The sequence below is a fragment of the Halorientalis brevis genome (assembly GCF_042678165.1).
In the GTDB taxonomy this organism is placed as follows: Archaea; Halobacteriota; Halobacteria; order Halobacteriales; family Haloarculaceae; genus Halorientalis; species Halorientalis brevis.
In genome coordinates this window covers 245,009-263,713 of the sequence record NZ_JBHUDJ010000014.1, presented here as the reverse complement: position 1 = coordinate 263,713, position 18,705 = coordinate 245,009, and the positions used below count along the sequence as shown (strand labels likewise).

General features: G+C 64.2%; 18 protein-coding genes and 1 tRNA gene. 7 read left to right on the top strand and 12 right to left on the bottom strand.

Annotation, left to right across the window (positions count from 1 at the left end):
• Window positions 1-36 precede the first annotated feature (36 nt).
• Entirely contained in the window at window positions 37-621 is a 585-nt protein-coding gene (locus ACFR9U_RS17835; protein ID WP_247378495.1) for a hypothetical protein, read from the top strand.
• A gap of 31 nt (window positions 622-652) precedes the next feature.
• Window positions 653-1,879: a lactate racemase domain-containing protein gene (locus tag ACFR9U_RS17830; RefSeq protein ID WP_247378494.1), complete on the top strand. Its 1,227-nt coding sequence runs from the start codon at window positions 653-655 to the stop codon at window positions 1,877-1,879.
• A 35-nt stretch (window positions 1,880-1,914) separates the two neighbouring features.
• Here the strand turns inward: ACFR9U_RS17830 and ACFR9U_RS17825 are convergent, their stop codons facing one another.
• The 3 genes from ACFR9U_RS17825 to ACFR9U_RS17815 all read right to left on the bottom strand — a co-directional run bounded on the left by ACFR9U_RS17825 (window position 1,915) and on the right by ACFR9U_RS17815 (window position 6,369).
• A complete protein-coding gene (locus ACFR9U_RS17825; protein ID WP_282594303.1) occupies window positions 1,915-2,049 on the bottom strand; it encodes a DUF7331 family protein in 135 nt (44 codons plus the stop codon).
• A gap of 178 nt (window positions 2,050-2,227) precedes the next feature.
• Window positions 2,228-3,451, bottom strand: a complete 1,224-nt coding sequence (locus ACFR9U_RS17820; RefSeq protein WP_247378493.1) for a DUF8073 domain-containing protein — start codon at window positions 3,449-3,451, stop codon at window positions 2,228-2,230.
• A gap of 179 nt (window positions 3,452-3,630) precedes the next feature.
• Entirely contained in the window at window positions 3,631-6,369 is a 2,739-nt protein-coding gene (locus ACFR9U_RS17815) for an ATP-dependent helicase (protein WP_247378492.1), read from the bottom strand.
• 124 nt (window positions 6,370-6,493) lie between these two features.
• On the opposite strand from ACFR9U_RS17815, the gene ACFR9U_RS17810 reads away from it, so the two are divergent.
• On the top strand, window positions 6,494-7,276 hold the full coding sequence (locus ACFR9U_RS17810; protein ID WP_247378491.1) for an MBL fold metallo-hydrolase: 783 nt from the start codon (window positions 6,494-6,496) through the stop codon (window positions 7,274-7,276).
• Between the two features lie 115 nt (window positions 7,277-7,391).
• Window positions 7,392-8,939, top strand: coding sequence for a globin-coupled sensor protein (locus tag ACFR9U_RS17805; RefSeq protein WP_247378490.1), 1,548 nt, complete (start codon window positions 7,392-7,394; stop codon window positions 8,937-8,939).
• Window positions 8,940-8,960: 21 nt separating this feature from the next.
• On the opposite strand, the gene ACFR9U_RS17800 is transcribed toward ACFR9U_RS17805, so the two are convergent.
• Window positions 8,961-10,115 (bottom strand): sensor histidine kinase, encoded by a 1,155-nt coding sequence (locus tag ACFR9U_RS17800; RefSeq protein WP_247378489.1) that lies wholly within the window; start codon window positions 10,113-10,115, stop codon window positions 8,961-8,963.
• Window positions 10,116-10,247: 132 nt separating this feature from the next.
• Window positions 10,248-11,312 (bottom strand): mRNA surveillance protein pelota, encoded by a 1,065-nt coding sequence (locus tag ACFR9U_RS17795; protein WP_247378488.1) that lies wholly within the window; start codon window positions 11,310-11,312, stop codon window positions 10,248-10,250.
• Window positions 11,313-11,488: 176 nt separating this feature from the next.
• Here ACFR9U_RS17795 and ACFR9U_RS17790 point away from each other — a divergent pair, with 176 nt between their 5' ends.
• Window positions 11,489-11,917: an arsenate-mycothiol transferase ArsC gene (locus tag ACFR9U_RS17790; protein ID WP_247378487.1), complete on the top strand. Its 429-nt coding sequence runs from the start codon at window positions 11,489-11,491 to the stop codon at window positions 11,915-11,917.
• A gap of 235 nt (window positions 11,918-12,152) precedes the next feature.
• Here ACFR9U_RS17790 and ACFR9U_RS17785 read toward each other — a convergent pair.
• A tRNA-Leu gene (locus ACFR9U_RS17785) sits at window positions 12,153-12,237 on the bottom strand.
• A 132-nt stretch (window positions 12,238-12,369) separates the two neighbouring features.
• Between ACFR9U_RS17785 and ACFR9U_RS17780 the strand changes: the two genes are divergently transcribed.
• Window positions 12,370-13,728, top strand: a complete 1,359-nt coding sequence (locus ACFR9U_RS17780; RefSeq protein WP_247378486.1) for a DolP-mannose mannosyltransferase — start codon at window positions 12,370-12,372, stop codon at window positions 13,726-13,728.
• Window positions 13,729-13,743: 15 nt separating this feature from the next.
• Here the strand turns inward: ACFR9U_RS17780 and ACFR9U_RS17775 are convergent, their stop codons facing one another.
• On the bottom strand, window positions 13,744-14,262 hold the full coding sequence (locus tag ACFR9U_RS17775) for an MOSC domain-containing protein (protein WP_247378485.1): 519 nt from the start codon (window positions 14,260-14,262) through the stop codon (window positions 13,744-13,746).
• 85 nt (window positions 14,263-14,347) lie between these two features.
• On the opposite strand from ACFR9U_RS17775, the gene ACFR9U_RS17770 reads away from it, so the two are divergent.
• On the top strand, window positions 14,348-14,656 hold the full coding sequence (locus tag ACFR9U_RS17770; protein ID WP_247378484.1) for a transcription initiation factor IIB family protein: 309 nt from the start codon (window positions 14,348-14,350) through the stop codon (window positions 14,654-14,656).
• Here ACFR9U_RS17770 and ACFR9U_RS17765 read toward each other — a convergent pair whose 3' ends face one another.
• The 5 genes from ACFR9U_RS17765 to ACFR9U_RS17745 all read right to left on the bottom strand — a co-directional run bounded on the left by ACFR9U_RS17765 (window position 14,657) and on the right by ACFR9U_RS17745 (window position 18,627).
• Window positions 14,657-15,151: a phosphopantetheine adenylyltransferase gene (locus ACFR9U_RS17765; protein ID WP_247378483.1), complete on the bottom strand. Its 495-nt coding sequence runs from the start codon at window positions 15,149-15,151 to the stop codon at window positions 14,657-14,659.
• Window positions 15,152-15,244: 93 nt separating this feature from the next.
• Window positions 15,245-15,781 carry a winged helix-turn-helix domain-containing protein gene (locus ACFR9U_RS17760; RefSeq protein WP_247378482.1) on the bottom strand — a complete coding sequence of 179 codons (537 nt, stop codon included), beginning with the start codon at window positions 15,779-15,781 and terminating at the stop codon, window positions 15,245-15,247.
• A gap of 49 nt (window positions 15,782-15,830) precedes the next feature.
• Window positions 15,831-16,913 carry a glutamate--cysteine ligase gene (locus ACFR9U_RS17755; protein WP_247378481.1) on the bottom strand — a complete coding sequence of 361 codons (1,083 nt, stop codon included), beginning with the start codon at window positions 16,911-16,913 and terminating at the stop codon, window positions 15,831-15,833.
• 252 nt (window positions 16,914-17,165) lie between these two features.
• The gene (locus ACFR9U_RS17750; protein WP_247378480.1) at window positions 17,166-17,795 is read right to left on the bottom strand and encodes a fibrillarin-like rRNA/tRNA 2'-O-methyltransferase; all 630 of its coding nucleotides are present in this window, start codon (window positions 17,793-17,795) and stop codon (window positions 17,166-17,168) included.
• Window positions 17,788-18,627, bottom strand: a complete 840-nt coding sequence (locus ACFR9U_RS17745) for an NOP5/NOP56 family protein (RefSeq protein ID WP_247378479.1) — start codon at window positions 18,625-18,627, stop codon at window positions 17,788-17,790. Before ACFR9U_RS17745 ends, ACFR9U_RS17750 begins: the two co-directional genes overlap by 8 nt.
• Window positions 18,628-18,705: the final 78 nt, after the last annotated feature.

Genomic DNA, 18,705 nt, shown 5'->3' with positions numbered 1-18,705 from the left:
TGGGAATTATCATCCCTGCGAGAGAAGCGCGACCGAATGGTCCCAATCGCCTCCCCCTCCAGACGCGTCGGTATCGCGGTGCTCGTGATCGCGCTCTTTCTCGTCGGCGTCACGCACCCGTCGGTGAACGACCTCCCCGGGTTCTCCGATCACACGGGACCGACGGAGATCCACATCGCTGAGTTCGATCGACTCGACTCTGGCTGTGCGGCTAACGTCAGTAGCTACCGAGGTGGGTCCTGGAACGGAAGCGACTACAGCAAGGTCGCGTTCGTCCGAACCGACGACCCCAACGCGAACCTCTCGGCGTGGGTCGAGCGGACCTCGCCGGCTGGCGTCGATTTGAGCACGTTCCGCGTCCACGTCGAGTCAGACTCCGACAGTGCGAGGAACGACTCGTGCGAGACGGGCGTCCTCTACGGGCTCTCGGTGAACACCAGCGGTGGGTCGCCCGCAGGGATCCTTGCCGACGCCCACGGACACCGGATTCTCTGGATGCACAACGGGGAGTACGCCGGCTGTTCCGCCAGTTACACGAGTCCGCTCGACGCAGAGTGTTCTCGGTTCAGGGAATTGCCCCAGCGCACCTGGGCGAACGCGACTGACGAAGTGGACCGTTAGCTACTCCCTCTGGCCCCTCACACAGCCACGTATGAGTTTCACGCTCCCGCTCGGGGACGGGACCATCGACATTTCGCTCCCTGACTGTGACGTGACGATCGCGGAGCCACGGGGAGGTGAGGCCGTGGACGTTCGTGCGGCCGCCGAAGACGCGGTCGCGGACCCTCACGGGCCGTCCCTGGCACAGATCGCCGATCCCGACGACCTCGTGACCATCGTCGTCACCGACGTGACGCGCGCGACGCCCGACGACGTCCTCCTGGACGTGCTGCTATCGGAACTCGAACGCACCGGCGTCCCGCGCGAGCAGGTCACCGTCCTGCTCGGACTCGGGCTCCATCGGCCGATGACCGACGTGGAAATCGAAACCGCGCTCGGTGAGCACGCGGACCTGGCGCGGAATCACGACCCCGAAGAGACGGTTACGGTCGGAACAGTCGACGACTGCCCGATCGAGGTTCACGAGCGCGTCGCGGACGCGGACCTGGTGCTCTCGACCGGCATGGTCGAACCACATCAGTACGCAGGGTTCTCGGGGGGAGCGAAGACGGTCGTGATCGGGGCAGGCGGGCCGTCGCTCATCCGGCACACCCACGGACCGGACATGCTGGCCGAACCGGGTGTGCGTCTCGGTCGCGTCGAGGACAACCCCTTCCGCGAGACGGTCGACCGCGCCGGCGACCTCGCGGGACTGGACTTCTGTCTCAACGTAACCCACGGGCCGGCGGGAATTCTCGCTGCTAGCGCGGGCGAGCCCCGTTCGGTCGTCAACGACCTCGCAGCGACTGGTAAGGAGGCCCTATCGGTCGCAGTACGCGACGAATACGACGCCGTGGTCGCGGGGGTCGGCGCGCCGAAAGACGCCAACCTCTATCAGACGACGCGGGCGGCGACCTACGTCATTTTGGGTGACCGTACCCCCCTTCGCGACGGCGGAAAGGTGGTGATTCCGGCCGCGCTGCCGGAGGGTGCGGGCGACGGGAGCGGAGAGCAGCGGTTCTACGAGTGGTTGAGTGAGGCAGAGAGTCCGGATCGGCTCTACGAGAAAATGCGAGCGGGGTACGAACCCGGAGCACAGCGGGCGTTCGTCGTCGCGCGGGCGCTGCGCGAGTACGACGTGTTCGTCACCGACAGCGACCATTCCGACGTGGTCGAGGAGTGTTTGCTGTCCGCGGCACCGGCGGTCGGCGACGCGATCGATCCAGGGAGTGACGTCCTCGTCGTGCCCGACGCGCTGAACACACTCCTTACCGGGTAAGAGAAGGCAGTTTCTGGTTCCCGTGGGGTGCGCTTCTAAACCTGTTCGTCGAGCGGCACCGCACAGTCCGCGTGGAGCCACGCCGCTTCGTTTTCGGAGTCGTAGATCACGACGGTTCCATCGGGGGCCTCCTCGACGAGGTACCGGCCCGAATCCTGTTGTCCTTGCATCGATAGAGGGTAGAAGACCCTGCCTATAAGAGTTTAATCGGGGATTTCGCAACACATCGGTGCGGTGAGAATGGAATAACCAGGCCCAAACTGCCAGACGGTACCGGGGCGGTCCGGACGATACGCCGGACTCCGTGAGTAGGTTGACGATTCGTCCGCAAAGAAGCGGTGTCGGGGCTCAGGCAGACGTGCCGTTGCCGCGGATGTTGTGTCGAATCCGGCTGTCGATCTCCGCCTTCAGTTCTTCGCGCTCGTGTTTCGTGGCGACGCGACCGTGGACCAGCTCTAGGAGATCGAGGGAGCCGAGCAGGTCGCGCGCCTCCTCTCGAGTAAGCCCGAACTGTTGCTGGATGTGGTACAGCGTGTCGGCCGTTCGAACTGCCTCCTTGAGTTCTGCAAAGGTGACGTCGGCCGGGGCAGTCACTTGCTCCGGAAGGGTCTCTGCGAGCGGTGCGCTCTCGGGAATCGTCGGCTCGTCGTCTGTCTCGGCTTCGTCGGCGGACTGATCGTCGTCGCTGGCTTCAGTGTCTTCGTCGTCTGAGTCTCGTTTCTCGACGGCGTTTTCGGGGGGCTGCTCGTCGGATTCCCGGTCGTCAGCATCCTCAACAGCGGCGTGTGTAGTTTGTGACGCCCGGGCTGATTCCGAATCGGTCGTCGATTCGGGTTCAGCGGCCGCTTCGACGTCGTCCTCGCCATCGGCAGCGTGCTCGTTCGCTTCCCCGTCACCGGAGGGGTCGTGGATTCCGTGCTGGATCATGTGCCGCCGGATTGTCTGGGCGGACACGTCCACGTCGAGCGCTTCACGCATCGCCGGGAACGAGTCGTGTGCCTCGTACACCTCTTCGAGCGCTTCCGGGTCCCTGTACGCTGGGGTCGCCGTCGACGAGTCGTCACCGCTCTGTTCGCGCAGGTGGATCTTCGTGCGGTGTATCTTCATCCCGGGTTCGCTTTCGAACGTCGCGTCGCAGCCCGGTTCCGGACAGACCACCGCGCCGTCGTCGGACTGCTCTGTCGCGGGTTCGACCTCGACAGCCCGTGACTGGGCGTCGTCTCCCGCACGTTCGTCCTCCGCCTTCCCCGACGGTGAGCGCTGGCTGTCGGACGAGTGCTGTGTCGCGCCCGACGTTGGCTCTGGCGGGTTCGTTTCGGTAGCCTCGGACACGATGCCCGAAATCGCTGCCTGATCGTCCTGTTCTCGGTCCGCGGACGCACGCTCGCTCCCCTCCGCGTGCTCACCGCCGACGCCCTCTAAGGCGATGGCTAGGTCGAGCGTAACGTGTACTTTCCCGTCCGAAACCACAGGTCTATCTGTCGGCATCGCCGCGTCCCGAACCTCGACGTCTTCCGCCTCGACCCCGTCGACGACCGCTGCGATCCGACGGAGTGCGTTACTTACTGACATATTTACCACCTTCGTTAAGCGCAGTATAACTGATTGCCGAATATGAACTTCACGGCTGTTTTGAGCCGTTTATCGGTGTCTCGCGTTTTATTCGTTGCCCGCTACTCACAGAAAAACGAATTGCGGGTCGCTGGTAGCGTGAAACTTCGTCGATTGTCGAATACAGAATATGTCGACTGTTAGAGTCGCGGTTCGGTCGGATCGACGTCGTCGATCTCGGTCAGGACGCGTTCGTGGAACTCCTGGAGGACCTGGCTCTCGTCTTCGGCGAGGACGACGTCGGAGGCCATGAGCGTCGCCAGGCCGAACGAGCGGGGCGTCGGCGAGTCGACCCGCTGTGAGACGACCGAGAGGTCGCCGTTCTGAACCGCAGTCAGGACGGCCTCGATCCCGCTGACGTTGAGTTTGTCCTCGATGATCTCCCGATAGGTCTCCTCGATCACCGCGAAGTTCGGCAAGTCCTGGGCGAAGCCGAGAAGCATCTCGCTCGACACCTGCTGTTGGCTGGCGGACTTCTCGTAGCCCTTGTAGCGTTTGAGGATCATCAGCGCCCGCGTGGCGTTGATCCGGAAGTACCGCTTGAGCAGATCGGTGTCGTCGAGGCTAGCTCGGAGATCCTCGCGGACCGACGCCGGATCGATGTCACGGACGATGCCGGTCAGGTCGACTTTTCGGTTGAGCGGCATCGAGAGCGTGAAGCCGTGATCCGCGACCGCGACGGTGACGTTCGCGTTCGCGGCCTGCGCGACGCGGTAGGCCAGCAGTCGCGAGAACCCGTCGTTGAACCGGCGGCCGTAGTTCGAGTGCACGTAGTAGCGTCGTTCGTACTCGTCGCGGTCCATCTCCACTTCGATGACGAGTCGCGCGTCCGTACTGACGCTCTCCTGACCGGCGTACCTGACCTGTTCGTCGAACATCCTGGCGATGGCCCGGACGCTGTCGTCGTCCAGCGGGAACTCCCGCAGCCACATCCTGACCTCCGGTGGTCCGCCGTGTTCCAGCCGCTCCAACAACTCCTGTTGGAACGTGAGGATCTCTTTGCCGAGGTCGTACGAGAGCGGCAGCCGCTCCGAGAACCACGAGGGGACCGTCGGCCGAGCGCTCGTCCGGTTCACGTACACCTTCGAGCCGCGTCGGTAGGCGTACTCGAAGTGGTTCCCCCCGAGCACGAACACGTCGCCCGACTCCAGCGTATCGAGATACTCCTCGTCGAGGTTGCCGACCCACTGGTCGTCCGACTTGGTGAACACGTCGCACGTAAACGAGTCCGGAATCGTCCCGATGTTCGTCATGTAGATGACGCGTGCCAACCGCCCGCGCTTGCCGATGAGGTCTTCTCCGACGGGGAACTCCTCGTAGTGGTGCTCGCCGTCCGGAGGGTCGTTGGTGTCCCGCCAGACCTTCGCGTACACGTGTTTGTCCTCCATCCCGTCGTAGTCGGCCGTGAGATACGCCATGAGCTGCTCGAACTCGTCGTCGGAGTAGGTCCGGTACGGGTACGCACGCCGGAGGATGGCCTTGATCTCCCGTTCGGGCCGGACTTCGTTGATGGCCATTCCGTAGACGTGCTGAGCAGCCACGTCCTGGGCGTTCTCGGGCACGAACACGCGGTCGACGAACCCCTCCTCGGCCTTCTTGCACATCACCGCGCACTCGACGAGTTCGTCTCGGTCGAGCGCGACGATGCGACCGGTGACCGTCTCGCCCAGTTGGTGTCCCGCCCGCCCGACCCGCTGGAGCAGCGACGCGACGGACTTCGGCGACCCGACCTGGACCACGAGGTCGATGTGGGGCATGTCGATTCCCAGTTCCAGGCTCGTCGAGGTCGTCACCACGTCGACGTCTCCGGATTTCAGCGCTTCCTCGATGCGCTGGCGCTCGTCCTTCGAGAGGCTGCCGTGGTGACAGCCGGAGTTCGTCTCGTCGTACTCGTCGTATTTCTCGCGGAGGTTGTGGAGGACGCGTTCCGCGCCCGAACGCGTGTTGGTGAACACCAGCGTGTTCGTGTGTGACTGGATCTGTTCGTGGAGTTGCCGGTAGAACCGGTCTGTGACCACGTCCTGGGGCGTGTTGATGAGGTCGTCCGTCGGACAGGTGAGTTCGACGTCGAACTCGCGGACGAACCGCGTGTCCACGAGCTCGAACTCCCTGGAGGGCCCACCGGGCTCTGCCTGCCCGACCAGGAACTCCCCCATCGTCTCCAGGGGTTCGACCGTGGCCGAACAGCCGATCCGGGTCGGTGAATCGTCGGTCATCGCTTCGAGTCGCTCCAGCGAGACCGAGAGGTGCGTCCCGCGCTTGTTCTCGGCGAGGCTGTGGATCTCGTCGACGATGATCCACTCGACCGTCTCGAGTTTCTGCTTGAACTTCGGCGAGTTGAGGAGGATCGCGAGCGTCTCCGGCGTCGTGTTGAGGATGTGCGGCGTCTCGTCTAGCATCCGCTGGCGCTCGCTGTCGCTGGTATCACCGTGGCGGATGGCGTGTCTGATCTCGACATCCTCGTCACGTGCTGCGAGTTTGTCGCTGATACCCTCCAGCGGCACCTCCAAATTCCGGTGGATGTCGTTGGCCAGGGATTTGAGCGGCGAGATGTACAGACAGTAAACGCTGTTGTCCAGGCCCTCGGCCCGGTCGCGACGGAACAGTTCGTTGATGATGCCGCAGAAACCCGCCTGGGTCTTTCCAGAGCCCGTGGGCGCACAGATGAGTGCGTTCGTCCCGCGGTGAATGAGCGGGATCGCCTCTTTCTGGGGCGGCGTGAAGTAGCCGCCGTTCTGGGGCACGTAGTCGCCGAACTGCTCGACCCACCACTCCTGGACCGGTGGCTCTAACAGCTCCAGCACGTCGGCGTCGTCGATGTCGACCGCCGCGGCGTCGTAGCCTACCGACTGCTCGGCCAGCAGCTCGCGTCCTCCCATCCACGGGCCCGTACGGGCGGCGTGGTAAAGTCCGTTGGGAACGCACGGTGAAAGTGAAACTGGACGCCAGCACGCGTGCGACCGACGAAGCCAGTTTGAAGTTCGCGGCCGTCTGCCTCCCTGTATGCGACTCACCTTTCTCGGAACCGGGACCGCCATGCCGACCGGGGAGCGGTTCCAGACCGGACTGCTCGTCGAGGATGGCTCGGACCGACTCCTCGTCGACTGCGGGAGCGGCGTCCTCCACGCGCTCCAGCGCACTGACGTGGGCTACGAGGGCGTCGGCACCGTTCTGTTGACGCATCACCACCTCGACCACGTCTCGGACCTCATGGTCCTCATCAAGGCTCGATGGCTGGCTGGCGAGGACTCGCTCACGATCGCCGGTCCGCCCGGGACGCCCGAACTGGTCGAAGACCTGCTCGACGTGCACGACTACATGCGCGACCGCATCGACCTCGATCTCCGAACCGTCGATCCCGAGGCCGGCCAGTTCGAGATCGCCGGGTTCACGGCCGAGGCGACGGAGACTCGACACTCTGTCCAGTGTTTCGCCTATCGGCTCACGCCTGTCGCCGGAGGCGGTGATCCCGAGTCGAGCCCGCCGACGCTCGGGTTCTCTGGTGACACCGAAGCGTTCGCGGATCTCGTCGAGTTCTTCGACGAAACGGCTGTCCTCGTGCACGACTGCTCGTTCCCCGACGAGGTCGACGTTTCGAACCATCCGACGCCGTCGACGCTCGGACAGGCATTCGCAGACGCTGACGCCGACGTTGGCCGAGTGTATCTCACCCACCTCTACCCACACACGGACGGCAAACACGAGGAAATGCTCGATTCACTGTCCGAGCACTACGACGGCGACGCCCGGTTCGCACGAGACGGGCTGACGCTGGACATCGAATGAACTACTAGCTAGTCAATAGCAGTTTCCGTTTGTGCATGTTTGTCACAATACAGCTATCAAGGTTGATAACAGGGCCGACGATATTAAAAAAGGAGGGTGTTTCTGGTTTGATACTATGGCCAAGCAGGAGTTCCGACAGCGGACCGAAACAAACGGAGAGGTGTCAGTAACAGATGAGATCAGACGTGGGGTAAATGGCAGCGCGCTGGCAGGCGATATCGGCCTCGACGCCGAGGAGATCGAGTGGCGCAAGGCGTTCACCGGATTCGACGAGGAGACGGCCGCGCAACTGGAATCGATGTCGGGGTTGTTCGACGGCATCGCCGAGGACCTTGTCGACGAGTTCTACGATCACCTGACCGACTTCGAGCGCACGGTCGACATTTTCAACAGTTCGAGCAAGGGGATCGAGCAACTCAAACAGACCCAGCGGGAGTATCTCACGGAACTCGGCAGCGGTGAGTACGGCGAGCAGTACTTCGAGAAGCGCGCTCGAATCGGCAAACTCCACGACCTCCTCGACCTCGGTCCGCGGGTCTATCTCGGCGCCTATTCTATCTACTATCGCGGGTTGATGGACGCGATCGCCGAGGACGCCGTCGAGTCGGCCGTCTCGGAGTACAGCGACGACGCGACCGACGAGGACATCGTCGAGGAAGCCGTCGAGGACGCCGTCGGCCAGGTGCGAGACCAGATGCTCGCCGCCACGAAACTCCTGAACCTCGACCAGCAGGTCGCGATGGACACGTACATCGACTCGTACAACAAGCAGGCAGAAGCCGAGGCCCAGCGACGCAAGGAGGTGTCCCGCCAGGTCGAATCCGCAGTTCAGGAGCCGATCCAGGAACTCGACACGACCGCCAACCAGGTGGCGACCGAGACCCAGCGTATCGACGGGCTCACGACTGACCAGTCCGAGAACATGGAGACCATCGCGAACGAGGTCGCGGACATGAGCGCGACCATCGAGGAGCTGGCCTCGACTGCCGACGAGGTCGAATCGACCAGCAAGGAGGCGGAACAACTCGCCGAAACCGGGCAGGAGTCGGCAGACGAGGCGATCGACGTCATGGAGACCGTCCGAGAGTCGGCCGCAACCGTCGCCGAGGACGTCGATCAGCTCCAGGACCGCGTCGACGAGATCGACGACATCGTCGACGTCATCGACGACATCGCCGAGCAGACGAACATCCTCGCGTTGAACGCCTCTATCGAAGCAGCCAGGGCCGGCCAGGAGGGTGAGGGCTTCGCCGTGGTCGCAAACGAGGTGAAGTCACTCGCCGAGCAGTCACAGACGCAGGCGAGCGAAATCGAACAGATGGTCGATCAGATCCAGGCCGACACCGACGAAACCGTCGAGAGCCTGGCCGAAACGAACGACCGCGTCGAGCAGGGAATCGGTCGCGTCCGGGATGCGATGGCCGACTTCGAGGAGATCACGCAGGCGGTCACTGAAACCACGCAGGGAATCCGGGAGGTCGCCGACGCCACCGACGAGCAGGCTGCGAGCGCCGAGGAGATCGCCAGTATGCTCGACGACGCCGTCGATAAAGCTCGCGAGGTCTCGGATGCCGTCGACGAGATCGCTGCAGCGACTGAACAACAATCGGAGAGCATGCGAAACATCGACGAGTCCGTGACGAGACTGACTGCGGACGACTAAATCTCGGGCGTACCTGGCGACTCAGACGCGTTCGAGCGTGATGTGGAAGTCGGCGCCGCCGTGGTCCCCGTTTGTGACCATGATGTCGCCACCGTACGATTCGGTGAGTGCCTTGACGAATCCGAGTCCGAACCCGGTGCCGTCGCTCTCCGGGCCTTTGGCACCCATCTCGAACAGTCTGTCGGCGATACTGTCGGGAATGCCGGACCCGTCGTCGGCGATGCTGACGATCACCTGTTCTCCGCTGGCCTCGAGCACGCCGACTCGGACGTGCACTTCGCCGTCGTTGTGGACCGCCGCGTTCGTGATGACGTTCGTGAACACCGAATCGAGGAGGTCACCGCCGTACACGCGGTAGTCGAACGCCTCGGGATCGTACTCGATCGTCAGCGTCTCGTACTGATTTCGCGCGTCTTCGACGACGTCCGTCATGGTCGCTTCCAGCGAGCGAGGCGTCGGCTCGTCCTGTTGTTCGAGGGTGTTGACGAGGTCACCGACCCGCTGAATGAGGTCCGCCGAACTCCGGGCCGTTCGGTTGATGCGCTCGGCGTAGTCTCGGGCCTCGCCGTCGACCTGACTGGCGACTTCCTCCGCGAAGGCCGCGACGACCTGGAGGTCGTTCCCCAGGTCGTGACGCAACAGGCGGTCGTACATCTCGACCATCTCCTTGCGCTTTTCTAAGTCCTGTCGCGCGCGTTCGAGACGCTCTCGTGACCGGATGTTACTGATCGCCGTCGCTGCGTGCGAGGCCAGTATCTCCAGCGGTCGAACCACTGCGTCGCCGAACCCGGTGTCCTCTACGCTTCGAGTCACGATGATCGCGACCACGTCGTCCACGATCGTCGCCGGAACTGCGAGCGTCGATCCGACTGTCGCTTCGCCCTCCCCGGCCTCCTCTCCCGTGACGACGACTGTCTCCCGGCTCTCGTAAGCCTCGTAGGCCACCTCGCCCGGTGCGTCTCCCTGTGAGACCTCGGGATAGGTGCTGTGGACCACTCGCAGGTCCCCGTCACGAGCCTCGATGAACGTCGTGTACGGGAACTCGAAGAGCAACGACATCGCCTCCAGACTCAGTGACACGACCTCTTCGACGGACTCGCAGTTGTTCAGCGCCTGTCCGTACTTGTTGAGGTCTGCCACCTGCCGTGCGAAATCTGGTTGCTCTTCGAAAGACATCGGAAATCTGCTAACTATGGACACATCGGGATACCGGGTGAAAACGGTTCCGGCGAGCACAATTGCAGAAACCCTCCACAGCGGGTTGATATTTCCACCACCTGGCTCGCGGGCACGTCGCACTCCTGTGTTTCACTCGAGTCGGTACCGGAGTATCGCAGCGACCTCGCCGAGGTTCGCCAGTTGCAAGCCGGGGTCGAACTCGCTCGAAAACACTGTCACGTCGCCGCCCTGTTGCTCGGTCTGCTCGATGATCTCGTCGACGTCGACGTCCCAGTCTCCCTCACCGCGTTCGCGCCGGAGCGCCTCGTCGAGCACCAGCAGCGTATCGATCGCGCCGAACTCCGCGGCCTTCGCGACCTGTTCAGGGCCGTACGCGGCTTTCTCGCCCTTGCCGATCTCGGTCATCAGCTCGTCGATCAGATCCGCCTCCTCGGCGATCCGGGTCTCGGCCTGCACTTCCTCGACCGCGCCGCGTTTCAGTACCTCGTGGACGCCCCTGTCCCCGACGCCGCTGGTGTCGACGGTCGTGATCTTCTCGTGCAGGTCCGGTGCCTCGTCCTGAATGTACTTCAGGCAATCCTGTTTGGTGAACCCCGGGCCTGCGAGGATGATCGCTTCCACGTCCATCCTGGCGAGCACGTCTGTCAACTCCGAGAACAGCTCCTCGCGGGGTTGTGCGTACTCCCCTTTCCCGGTCGTTGACGTGATGCTCGCCCGCTCTTCGGTGCCGTACTGGGCGACGGTGTGGACGTGCGCCTGTCCCTCTTCGACGGTGGCGATGGCGACGTCGACGTTGTCGGCTGCTTCGACGGCTTCCTGCAAGCGTTCGAGCTGGTCGGACTTCCAGCGTTTCTCGACTTCTAGTTCGTCGCGCTCTTCGACGTTGAGCGTGTGGTGGTGGCCGAGTTGATCCTCCCGAGAGCAGTCGACGATCTCCCCACCGACGCGGAGTCGGTTGGCGAAGCGCGCGAACTCCACGTCGTCCACTTCGATCGTGACGTACATGTGTTCGCGTTCGCCACCCGTGTCCCGCATCTGGTCGTCGTTGCGCTGGATGCGGCGCGTGGTGTCCCCCGAGACGTGGTCACCGGGTTCGAGAATGTACGTGAGATGCCAGAGGTCGTCGAGGGTTTCGGGTACCAGCGTGATCTTCTCCTTGCCCCCTTCGACCTGCACCCGGTCGGCGATGCGCATGTCCCGTCGTCGGACCCTGTCCGGTAAGTGCCCTCCGATATCGGCCACGCGCTCGACGATCCGACGACGGGTCCGTGCACTGTTCGCACGCCCCGCCTTCCGACCTATCGACGGCTACGTTCGCGTATATAGACGCGGACCGGAATCTCCTTGCTTCGCCTCCACTCTCCGTGCGTATGAAAGTCGCATTCGTGTGTGTCCAGAACGCCGGCCGGAGCCAGATGGCGACGGCGTTCGCCCGCCGGGAACGCCAGCGACGCGGCGTCGAAGACGCCATCGACGTCCTCACCGGCGGTACGCAACCTGCCGATCACGTCCACGACGAAGTCGTCGAGGTCATGCAAGAGCTGGACGTCGATCTCTCCGATCGAACGCCCCGAGACGTCACGCCTGAGGAACTGCAAGCCGCCGATATCGTGATCACCATGGGTTGTTCTGCACAAGACGTCTGTCCCGCGACCTGGAACGGAGACAACCGCGACTGGGACCTGGACGATCCCCACGGACAGCCGGTCGAAACAGTCCGTGAGATCCGCGACGAGATCCGCACCCGCGTCCGTGCTCTGTTCGACGAACTCGACGCGGACCAGTCGAAAGAAAACTAACGTGTCGATCGCCGTTCGGACAGAACGTGCGCGGGACCGGATTTGAACCACGCGAACGGCTCACTACCGTTCGCCGTTCTCTACTTCAAATCCGCTGGCGATTGTGCTGCTCACGGATCGTTCGCAGCAACAATGCGCGGGACCGGATTTGAACCGGGTGAAACCTCACTTCGTTCGGTTTCCAGGGTTCAAATCCTCTCACTCATTTGCGGCTCACGAATTGTTCGCCGCAAAATGCGCGGGACCGGATTTGAACCGGCGGACCCCTACGGGACAGCGTCCTAAGCGCTGCGCCTTTGGCCTAGCTCGGCAACCCGCGCGCATCCCCCACTTTCCCCTTCCCCTTTATAAAAGTCACGAGGGACACCGGCTGCTCGGATGCCACCACGGCGCACGCTTCTCACACCTGTTTGCGAACTATCTTATATCGCCAATCGAAATCTTCGCCGAGTATGGAGGAGTTCTACGGGAAGGTCCCGCGCACCCGCCGGGGGTGGTACGACTGGATCGATACCAACTGGTTCCTGGTGTTGCTCGGCGGTGCGACCGTTTTCCTGACGCTCGCGACGATCTACCAGTTTTCCCAACACCCGTTCTACGTCAACAAGGACTCGGCACTGTTCCAACACGCCGGCTGGTACATCGGTCAGGGGGCGGAGCTGTACGTCGACATCTGGGACCTCAAACCGCCCCTGATCTACGCCGTCACGACGGTGCTCGCCGTTCTCTCGTTCGGGAACATGGAACTGCTCCATCTCCTGAGCGTCGCCGTCGCCGTCGCAACGATCGTCGGCGGGGTCACGCTGGTCGGCGTCATCACCCACCGGCTGACGAACGACGGGTTCGCGAGCGTCGTCGCCGGCGCGTCGACGTTCGTCGTCACGTCGACGTACATGTTCCCGTTCGCCGGCATTCGACCGAAGTACTTCGCTTTCCTCTGTGGCGCCACAGCGCTCCTCATGGCCATCGACGACCGACCGTTTCTCAGCGGCGTCGCGGCCGCCATGGGTGCCGGCTTCTGGCAAATGGGCGGCCTCCTCGCCTTTCTCGTCGTCGGAATGGCCCTCCAGCGCAGTGGCTGGCGGGCGGCTGGACGAACCGTCGCCGGCGGCGTCACCGTGGCGACGCTGACTGTCCTCCCGTTCGTCCTCACCGGCAACGCGATTCCGCTGTTCGTGGAAGTCGTCCTGGCACCGATCTACGGCGTCATCCGCTACACGATTCCCGGGCGACTCCTCCGGACCGTGATCGAGCTCGGCCCCGGCGTCGCCCTCATCCCACTGGGGGTCTACGGGTGGGGTCGGGCAGCCGTGGCAGATTACGATGAATACTGGTGGGTGGCCGTCGGCGGCGGGCTGTACCTGCTCCAGGTCTTCCTCGAGTTTCAGGGCGCTATCGAGATGATTCTCGTACTCATGTTCCTCGCACTGGGCGTCGGCGTCCTCGTTGCAGAGACGTCGACCCCGTCGCGGCAGTCGCTCGTGGCTGTCTGTATCCTCCTGCTCGTCGCGACGAGTTTTCACTGGAACGAGGCAGCGACCACGCCGTTCAAGGACGCCGTCGAGGAGGAGTACGAGGACTGGGACGTCGCGAACTACGAGTCGCTCCCGGAAGATCCCGACGGCTGGCCGTCCATGCAGACCATCTACTGGGAGAAACGGCAACCCGAATACTGCCACTACCGACTGGGGCACAAACAGAAGTACTTCGAACAGGAGACCGGTGGCACGCTCGTCAAGGAAACCTGTGGTCAGTGGCCCTACGACGAGCCGGCGGGAGAGTGGTTCCTCGGCGGGCTGTCGCCGGTCTGATCCCCGCGCCCGTTTTCAGTCCTGTCGCTCCCGGATCGCCTCGGCGAGGGCGTCCGGGTCGGTACCCGCGCGCTCGATGGCTTCTATCTCGTCGCCCACCGCGATCACCCCCGATTCGACCACGCGTGCACAGATTCCGCCGCGTCCCTCTGTCAGCGACCGCGCGACCCCCTCCTCGGCTGCGACTTCTTCGACGTGTGCACAGGGCGGACGCGGTCGCGTCCCCTCGAACAGCGCGTCCCCGATCCGGAACCGCACGTCCAGTAGCTCGTGGACGTCTACGCTACGCGTGACGACGTTCCGGCGGTGACGGCCGTCCCGGAGGTCGATCCCGGCGTCCTCTTTGATCGTCTCGATGGCCTCAGCCTCGATGAGCGTCACCTCGCACTCGTCGAACCCGGAGTAGTAGCCAGTGCCGCGCGCGTAGCGGTCTCCGTCGAGTCCGCGCGCCTCGATGGCCTCGATGCGTTCGACTGCCTCCATCGGTGCCGAGCCTTCGTCCGTGATCCAGAGTCCCTGTACGCTGCCGGGCATGCCCGCCTCTAGCCTCGCGGCGTCGATAAGGGTTCCCGAGCGATCCCGGGGAGCGTTTAAATCGGCGGGCGTGCTATCAGGTCGTGTGTATCGCGCCAGCGACGAGGTAGAGAACGAACAGTGGCTCGCCGACATCAACGAGGTTGCCGACCGCCTCGACCTCGCCGAGGAAGCACGGTCACGGGCCGCTGACCTCTTTCTCTCGACGGTGCCAGAGACTGACCGCTCGAAGCGCGCGTCACTGGCGGCCAGCGTCTACGTCGGAGCGCTGATCGCCGGAGACCGCCGCTCGCAGGGCGACGTGGCCGACGCTGCGGGCGTCTCTCGGCTCTCGGTGCAACAGCGATGGAAAGACCTCATCGAACAAGCGGGTCTCGACGCACCCGATTGGTAACTACGTCTCGGGGTGTTTCGGGCGTCCCTCGCGGTCGGGCGTCAGATTTCCGTGTTCGTCGATTTCGCCTTTGACGATGCGGGTGCTCGAGATGATCTCGTCGTCTTCGGCGTACACGTGGTCGACGACTTCGATCTCCAGCGGGTCGTGGCCGCGTTCGCGACGGATTTCGTTGATGCGACGGCCACCGGTTTCCGTCTCGGGGGAGACGATGAGCGCGTCGAACTGTTCCTCGGTGGCGATACCGGTCGGCTCAGTCAGCTTCCGGATCTCGTACTCGCGGTCGTGTGGCGCCGAGTACTCGGTGAGTTCGGCGTCGAGATCGCGCTTCCGTTCCTCGTAGGGGCGGACGTAGCGGTCTTCGTTTCGAGTCTTCGGCGCGAGTTCGTCGCTCGTGAGTCCGACCGTGACGTTCCCCAGTTCGAACGCACGCTCGAACAACGCACGGTGTCCGTCGTGCACGGGATCGAACGTCCCGCCCAGCGCGACCTTCATATCTCCGGGCATTGTCCCCTCATGGCTTAGTGGCTTCGGATTGGTCGACTGACTGGTGGGCGATCCGTCCGTCGCGTATCCCAACTGTGACGATCACGCTTGATCGGCCGATTCCTCGTCCACTGTGATCGTTACTGGTTCCGACGTAGCGTCGGCCGTCTCACCCTCGTCGGTGTCTTCACACAGGTGCTCGTCCAGATTGAACACGGTGTTCAGTTCCGACTGCACGTCGCCGACGATGGTCGTCACGAGTTCGCTCGGTGGCATGGCAGTGTACTCGTAGGGATTGTTGCCAGCGCCGCCACTCTCGCGCTTGCGGCGTTCGACCTTCGATTCCTCGTGGAGCTCCGCCAGCGCTTCGCGGACCGTGCTCGGGTACAGTCCCGTACCGTCGGCGATCTCGTCGCTCGTGCTGTGTGGGTTCTGGCGGAGGAACACGTAGATGCGCGCCCGCGTCTCCGTGTCGAGTATCCACGCGAGCAGATCGACGATGCCGTCGTCGAACCGTTCGACTGCCCTGTCTGCCTCTTCTTCGAGACGGTCACGTACCCCCTCGGCGTCCGTCTCACTGGAAACGTCTCCCCCCGCTGTCGGTTCGTCTGGTTCTGTTGGCCCGTCGTCTGTAGACATGAGTCCTCTCTATGACGACAGAACGCAACAGCCGGGTAAAAATCCTTGGCTACAGCCGGAGGCTCTCGCACAGCGCGTCCATACCCTCCTCGTCGCGGAGTCGACGCTGCTTCTGTGCGCCGCTTTCGGCCTCGTAGAGCCGCTTGATTCCGTCGACGCCCAGCCGGTCGCACTCGGTGTCGACGAGCTGTCCTAGCGGAACCGACTCGGTGAGGTCCCGCGAGAGCAGTTCCGCGTCGTGGCCGTGACGCAGTGCACGCCACTTGTGTTCGTCGAGGGGTTCGCGTCGGTGTTTCCGGCCGGTTTCGCCGTCCTCGTAACGTTCGGCCAGGTCCGTGACGAGCGCGTGCGTGTATTCGACGAACGCCATCACGCGGTCGGGGTCGGCCTGGCCGTCGGGCGTGCGCACTTCGACGGTGCCCAGTTCCGAATGTGGGCGCACGTCGTACCAGAGTTCGCCGCGGTCGTCGATCGACCCAGTTTCGATCATCATGCGCTCGAACTCGTCGAACTCGTCGTAGGAGTCGAACGCCGTCGGGACGCCGGTGTTGGGGAGCGCCTCGAAAATTTTCGCACGGGCGGACTGGAGGCCGGTGTCGAATCCGTTCCAGTACGGCGAGTTCGCCGACAGCGCCAGCATGATCGGCAGGTACCACCGGAGTTCGTTCGCGATCCAGACGGCCTTGTCCGCGTCGTCGACGCCGACGTGGATGTGCAATCCAGCGGTCGTGTTGCGATGTTGTGGATACTGAATGCGGTCGAGTTGCGCGCGATAGCGGGGTTTCTCGGCGTGCTCGAGTTCCCGCCACTTCGCCGCGGGGTGGAGCCCTGCCGCGGCGATGCCGTAGCCGTGGGTTTCGGCGTGGTCGACCAGGGCATTCCGAACGGCGTTCAGTTGTTCGCGCGCGCTCGTCAGATCACCGGCGTCGATGGTCGGCGTCTGCGTCTCGATGACGCACTTGAACAGTTCGTGGTCCAGGCGGCCCTCGAGAATCTCGGGCGGCTCCGTTTCGTAGACGAGTTCGTCAGTTCCCGACGTCGGTCGGCCCGCGTCGTCGACGACGTAAAACTCCTCCTCGATGCCCAGCGTGCCCATTCGGGTGAAGTTCTCGGCCGAACCCCTCTCGTCCATCGGAACGTGGTTGGACTGTCCTCGGCTAAAACGTTCTGCATGAGACGCGAGATGCGAGACGCGACCGAAGGGAGCGTCTCGAAACGTGCGAGCGGGGAGGAACGACCCGTGAGCAAGCGGCGGGAAAGACCGAAGTGAGCGTCTCGGTACGTGCGAACTGGGAGGAACGACCCGTGAGCGGCGAGAGACGAGCGAAGCGAGTCTCTCGGAGATGCCGAACGGGGAGGAACGACCCGTGAGCAGCGAGATCCGTTACCGCGGTCGGGCGACGACGCCGAGGTGGTCGGCGTGGTACGGCTCCAGTCGCTCACGTTCGAGAATCTCGTACTCGCTTTCGAGGTCGGCGACGACCGCGTCGAACACGTCCTCGGGGTCGGCGGTCACGTCCTCGCTCCGGGCCTTGACGGCTGCGAGCAGTCGCCCGTCGTCGGCGAGGAACTGGCGGTTCGCGAGGGCCACGTCAGCCTGTCCGCGGGTGGCGACGTCCTGCACGATGACGTCGACCGGTTCGACGACGTGGGCGTAGGTCTCGGGCTTGCGAGCGTCTTTCAGCAGCGGGAACAGTCGGTCGCGACTCTCCGCAGCGTCCAGCAGGTCGCGGATCGGCCGGGCTGCGAACTCGACGGCGTACGTCGGACCGGCGAAGTCCGCGACGTGGCTCACCGTCGTCCCGGCGGCCGCGCCCAGGTACAGAACCGTCTCTCCGCCGACGAGTCCGGTGTCCATCCCGAGTTCGAGCATCGCACCGAGTTTCGACCGGTGGGCGTCCCAGCGCCGCCACCCGTCCTGGGTGGGTTCGCCGTACACCGGTTCGCCTCGCGTCGCCAGCCCGTCTTCGCCGTCGATTGCGCGTCGCTCGACGCCTGCCGGGAGATCACTCATCGTCCTCACCTCGGGCCTGGATGGTTTCGATTCGGTCGTCGAGTTCGGCCTGCAGGTCCGGCCGCCGGTCGCCGCTGTAGTGGTCGATCCGCGCGGCGATGCTGAGTTTCCCGGCGAGTGCCCGCGCCGCAGAGCCGCGCTCCTCGCGTCGGGTTCCGCGGACCGCGTCGTGCGTGTAGATGATCCCGTGTTTGGGCGACGGCGCGGTGCCGCGGAGGTGGGCGAACAGCGCGTCCTCGGCGCCGAGCACCTGGACCGTGCCGCTGGGTTTCTTCGCCAGGGATTCGAGCCCGCCAGCGAGCGAGATGAGGCGCGCGGCGAGCACTGGGCCCGCGAGCATCGAGAGGTTCGGCGCGACGTCCGGCGCCGTCGTCTCGACGTAGGCCTGGAGGTCGTCGGCTTCGTCGGCCAGCCCGACGACGCGGCGCGCGAGCGAGACGACCTGGCGATCCGCAGCAGCGTCGGGCTCCTGAGCGGCGAGTTCGCGGGCGTACGAGACGCCGGCCCCAGCGTCCTCGTCTAAGCTGCCGGCCCATTCGCTGAGCCGTTCGGCGAGTTCGTTCGCCTGTTCGCGGCAGTCGTCCATCGCGCGGACGGCGTGGACGAGTTGGCGGTCGGCCGCGCGTTCGCGCTCACCGGCGGCTTCGCGGGCGGCGGCTATCGTCACCTCGTGGAGCCGGTCGTAGTATTCGTCTTGGTCACCGGCGTAATCGTCCTCGACGGCGACGGCCGGCCAGTCGGCCGGCGCGTCGGCGCGTCCCTCGCGAATGCGGGCGACGGCGCCCGCGCGGTCCTCGGGGTCGAGTCCCGCGAACCATCCCTCGTCAGTCATGTCCGCCGGTAGCGCCCCCACGTCGGTAAAGCTTCGCGATTGCCAACGGAACCATCACGTACTTGGGTCGCTCCGTCG

Excerpts from the sequence above, each read along its gene's own strand:
- ACFR9U_RS17835 (WP_247378495.1), top strand. The coding sequence starts at position 37 with ATGGTCCCAATCGCCTCCCCCTCCAGACGCGTCGGTATCGCGGTGCTC.
- ACFR9U_RS17830 (WP_247378494.1), top strand. The coding sequence starts at position 653 with ATGAGTTTCACGCTCCCGCTCGGGGACGGGACCATCGACATTTCGCTC.
- ACFR9U_RS17825 (WP_282594303.1), bottom strand. The coding sequence starts at position 2,049 with ATGCAAGGACAACAGGATTCGGGCCGGTACCTCGTCGAGGAGGCCCCC.
- ACFR9U_RS17820 (WP_247378493.1), bottom strand. The coding sequence starts at position 3,451 with ATGTCAGTAAGTAACGCACTCCGTCGGATCGCAGCGGTCGTCGACGGG.
- ACFR9U_RS17815 (WP_247378492.1), bottom strand. The coding sequence starts at position 6,369 with ATGGGAGGACGCGAGCTGCTGGCCGAGCAGTCGGTAGGCTACGACGCC.
- ACFR9U_RS17810 (WP_247378491.1), top strand. The coding sequence starts at position 6,494 with ATGCGACTCACCTTTCTCGGAACCGGGACCGCCATGCCGACCGGGGAG.
- ACFR9U_RS17805 (WP_247378490.1), top strand. The coding sequence starts at position 7,392 with ATGGCCAAGCAGGAGTTCCGACAGCGGACCGAAACAAACGGAGAGGTG.
- ACFR9U_RS17800 (WP_247378489.1), bottom strand. The coding sequence starts at position 10,115 with ATGTCTTTCGAAGAGCAACCAGATTTCGCACGGCAGGTGGCAGACCTC.
- ACFR9U_RS17795 (WP_247378488.1), bottom strand. The coding sequence starts at position 11,312 with ATGCGCATCGCCGACCGGGTGCAGGTCGAAGGGGGCAAGGAGAAGATC.
- ACFR9U_RS17790 (WP_247378487.1), top strand. The coding sequence starts at position 11,489 with ATGAAAGTCGCATTCGTGTGTGTCCAGAACGCCGGCCGGAGCCAGATG.
- ACFR9U_RS17780 (WP_247378486.1), top strand. The coding sequence starts at position 12,370 with ATGGAGGAGTTCTACGGGAAGGTCCCGCGCACCCGCCGGGGGTGGTAC.
- ACFR9U_RS17775 (WP_247378485.1), bottom strand. The coding sequence starts at position 14,262 with ATGCCCGGCAGCGTACAGGGACTCTGGATCACGGACGAAGGCTCGGCA.
- ACFR9U_RS17765 (WP_247378483.1), bottom strand. The coding sequence starts at position 15,151 with ATGAAGGTCGCGCTGGGCGGGACGTTCGATCCCGTGCACGACGGACAC.
- ACFR9U_RS17760 (WP_247378482.1), bottom strand. The coding sequence starts at position 15,781 with ATGTCTACAGACGACGGGCCAACAGAACCAGACGAACCGACAGCGGGG.
- ACFR9U_RS17755 (WP_247378481.1), bottom strand. The coding sequence starts at position 16,913 with ATGGACGAGAGGGGTTCGGCCGAGAACTTCACCCGAATGGGCACGCTG.
- ACFR9U_RS17750 (WP_247378480.1), bottom strand. The coding sequence starts at position 17,795 with ATGAGTGATCTCCCGGCAGGCGTCGAGCGACGCGCAATCGACGGCGAA.
- ACFR9U_RS17745 (WP_247378479.1), bottom strand. The coding sequence starts at position 18,627 with ATGACTGACGAGGGATGGTTCGCGGGACTCGACCCCGAGGACCGCGCG.